At 63.2% G+C, this 2487-nt stretch carries 2 protein-coding genes and 1 pseudogene; all 3 read left to right on the forward strand.

Features of this window, described 5'->3' with window-relative positions; all coding sequences use genetic code 11:
* Positions 1 to 1122: 1122 nt before the first annotated feature.
* A complete protein-coding gene (locus tag ON27_RS29475) occupies positions 1123 to 1467 on the forward strand; it encodes a WXG100 family type VII secretion target (RefSeq protein WP_043734928.1) in 345 nt (114 codons plus the stop codon).
* A complete protein-coding gene (locus ON27_RS29480; RefSeq protein ID WP_043734931.1) occupies positions 1467 to 1772 on the forward strand; it encodes a WXG100 family type VII secretion target in 306 nt (101 codons plus the stop codon). Before ON27_RS29475 ends, ON27_RS29480 begins: the two co-directional genes overlap by 1 nt.
* 6 nt (positions 1773 to 1778) lie before the next feature.
* Positions 1779 to 2487: pseudogene (locus tag ON27_RS29485) on the forward strand (hypothetical protein); the annotation flags it as partial.

A 2487-nucleotide genomic window follows, 5' to 3' on the forward strand; every position in this document is an offset into this window, starting at 1 on the left:
GGTGATCGTCGACTGCGGCGCTGACTTCCGGCTCAGCGAACCGAACGCCTGGGAGATTCATCGCTGAGCCATCCATCAGCTCCCACCAGCTGCCCGCCCCTTGCCCGCCGCGGATCCTTCGCATGAGGAAACGCTGCTGCTAATTCTTCAACCCGGCGGCCAAGCCCTACCGGTTGAGAGCGCGTTCTGAGCACCGACAGAATCCCGTTCCCGACCGATCGAACCGCCCCCGTGTCAGCGCCTCCGCTTTTGACCGACTAACTACGCAAATTTGCGGATCTGCGGTGTCCGGACCATCTCAGAGGCCCTAAAAAGAACGCATCCTCTCCAAATTTGCAGAGGATGCATGACAAAACGTGTCCGGAGGGGGAGTCGGCCACTACGCACACGCGCTTCATCGACGAGAGATACTGGCCCTGGCGTAAGTGCCCTGACTGCCGTGTCCGACCGGTCGAACGGGCGCGGTATCGATAACCACCCCAAACCCGAAGGTGATCCGAGACGACGACCGGGTCGGTTTGCGGCGCCGGCGCGGCGCTCGGCGAGGGCCTGCCCCGGTGCTGCCGAGTAGCCGGCGAACGCCACCTCGGGGTCTCGGTGCCCATGGTCAACCGGAGGCAGTCGACGACACCAGCTACGACCCAAGGCGTTGAAACTCGGACTAATACGACACTCCCATTCCGGGTGAGTCTGCCGACCGTGCGTCAAGCGCTGAGCGTTCTCCGCTTAGAAGGGCTGATTGAGTTCTGGCGTGGCATGGGCTCATTCGCCAAGTAGACCGGTCGCATCCAGCGCTCCGGATGGCGGCACCACGACCGAGCCCGAACCGATCAGCAGCTGCTCGCACCGCACCCGCGGGATGAAACCCTCTACGCTGGAATAGAGTTCGCTCCTTCGCATCTCGCCGAACTCTTCCCCGAGGGCACAACCCAGGTCGTGACCCGACGCGAGCACCTATTCGACAAGGAGACAGGGCGGCATGAGAGTATCGCGAACACCGTTGACCGAACCTATGCCTGTCCGCCCCCAGACTGTGACTGACGGCACAATCTCACCGAGGAACCAGATAGAACCCACCTGCGTCCAACCTCGTGATCCACACCGACGTTCAAGGATTGCTGCATGACTGGCCAACCTGGCTCGACCACCAACGACTTCGCACTGGTGCCCGATGAAGTCACCGATGCAGGTCGGTACGTTCAACAGGTCGCCGAGTCCCTCATCAACGGCCTGACTTCGCTCGACACGGACATCGCAGCGCTGCTCTCCAATTGGCGAGGCACCTCCGCCGACTCCTTCAGCGCGGGGTGGACCGAAACCAAGCAAGGCGCGGATACCATTCTCGACGCCTTGGCCGACCTGGCCGAACTGCTCGGTGTCACGAGCAAGACCCTCGACGATCATGACCGGGCGCGGGCGGCTAGCACCGTCACGCTCACCGGTTCGCTGGACCTTCCGGAGTTGTGATGGTCGACAACGCTCAGCCCTATCGCTTCGACCTTGACGAGCTGGAACAGATCGTCGCCCGAATCTCGGGTTTCATCGGATTCCTCAACGACAGCCTCGACGGACTGCAGCAACGCATCTCCGCCGTCCAGCAGAACTGGAACGGTGCCGCCGCAGACGCCCAGGCCCAGGCTTTCCGGGAATGGCACACCGGGGCAACCGACGTCGCCGAAGGCATCGACACCATGCGCCAGGCCGTCCGCGAGGCCCACGATAGATACACAGCCGCGATCTCCGCGAACCTTTCGATGCTGGGCAGGTCGTAACACCTGATGACGACCTTGGTAGTCGATCCCGCGGTGTATTCCTCGGCTGGCGCGTCACTGTATTCGTACGCAACCGCGTTCCAGCGAGCATTCTCAACGCAGATCGCCGCGCTGAGCGGAACCGCCAATATGGGCGGGAATGTGGGCGAATCCAAGGCATGGGCCACGTCCTACGATTCGACCGTCACCACGGCGATGAGTATGACCGAGCTGCTCGTCACCGCCATGGGCAACTACGCCGGGATCCTGAACCAGCTCGGCTACAACCACGCGCTCGCGGATTACGTTGCCGGCACCGGCCGACCGGAACCGGGACAACCAGCACAGTTGTCGCCGGCCTGGTCAGTCTGTCTCGTGCCGCCGCCCTCGGCGGGCGGGCCTGGTAGTGGCCTGTTCGACGATGTCGGGTTCGCGGTGTCGGCTCTCGAGGATTTCGGCGTTTCGATGCCCGACGGGGAACCGGACGACCTGCAGATCGCCGCTGAGGCGTGGGACAAGCTCGCGTCCGAATCGGGCGTGGGCAACTTGCCCGCCCTACTGGATCAGCTGGCGAAGACATTCGAGAACGAGACCGCCCCCGACGCCGCGTATGTCGACGAGGACATCCGGGAACTGAAGAAGTCCGCCGAGGGTGTGCTCACCCTCTACAAAGACCTCGCGCAATCCTGCCGCGCCCACCGCTCCGCGATCCTGGAATTCCGTACACAACTGGGCC

Origin of the sequence: Nocardia asiatica NBRC 100129, assembly GCF_000308415.1 — a bacterium.
Taxonomy (GTDB): Bacteria; Actinomycetota; Actinomycetes; order Mycobacteriales; family Mycobacteriaceae; genus Nocardia; species Nocardia asiatica.